The organism is Oleiphilus sp. HI0061 (assembly GCF_001635675.1).
Genome location: NZ_LWFE01000641.1, coordinates 1 through 690, shown reverse-complemented (window position 1 = coordinate 690; position 690 = coordinate 1). Strand labels below are relative to the sequence as shown.

The 690-nt window shown below is 43.9% G+C and carries 1 protein-coding gene; it reads right to left on the bottom strand.

Annotation, left to right across the window (positions count from 1 at the left end; genetic code table 11):
• Positions 1 to 690: calcium-binding protein (locus tag A3735_RS08120; RefSeq protein ID WP_197485765.1), on the bottom strand; the 690-nt coding region annotated here is incomplete at both ends.

Here is a 690-nt window from a genome sequence, read left to right as displayed (position 1 = left end):
TCAGAGCCGTTGTAGATAAAGGTGTTTACGCTGTTTATACCGACACGATAGGTATCATCACCATCACCGCCAAACATAAAAGCACGACCATCATAATTGTCGTTGCTCATATTTCTCGACTCCAAAATGTCATCCCCTTCGTTACCAAATAGCAAACCGTCACCGATTATCAAATCGCCACCACTACTACCCACTAACTCATCAGAACCACCAAAGCCAACGATGATATCTCGCCCCCAAGACCCATAAACGACTTCTTGGTCTCCAGTACCCTCAATAAAATCGTCATCATTCGTACCGATATAATCGCCACTCCCGTTAGGTTGATCTACAACGTTAAATCCTGCTGGAGCTTGCCCATCGTATGAGAGCGGAAGGTCTTCAACGTTTGCCTGAACATACGCAGATTCCCAGACAGTATTATCGGCAAAGCGTATTTCATCAATTACGCCACTTGGGATTCCTGAGTCGAAATAGTTCGAGACAATGACATTCTCACCCGTTTCAAAAGAGATCATTAAATCATCACCACTTTGGTGAAGCGCAGCATTTTGTGCGCTTAAATCATTCGCTATTTCAATGATGTTAAAGTCTTCTGAAAAATCAGAAATACGAGATACTCCAGAACCTGCGTAGATACGATATACATCGCCCCCAAAGCCGCCCATTAGACGATCATTCCCTTTGCCA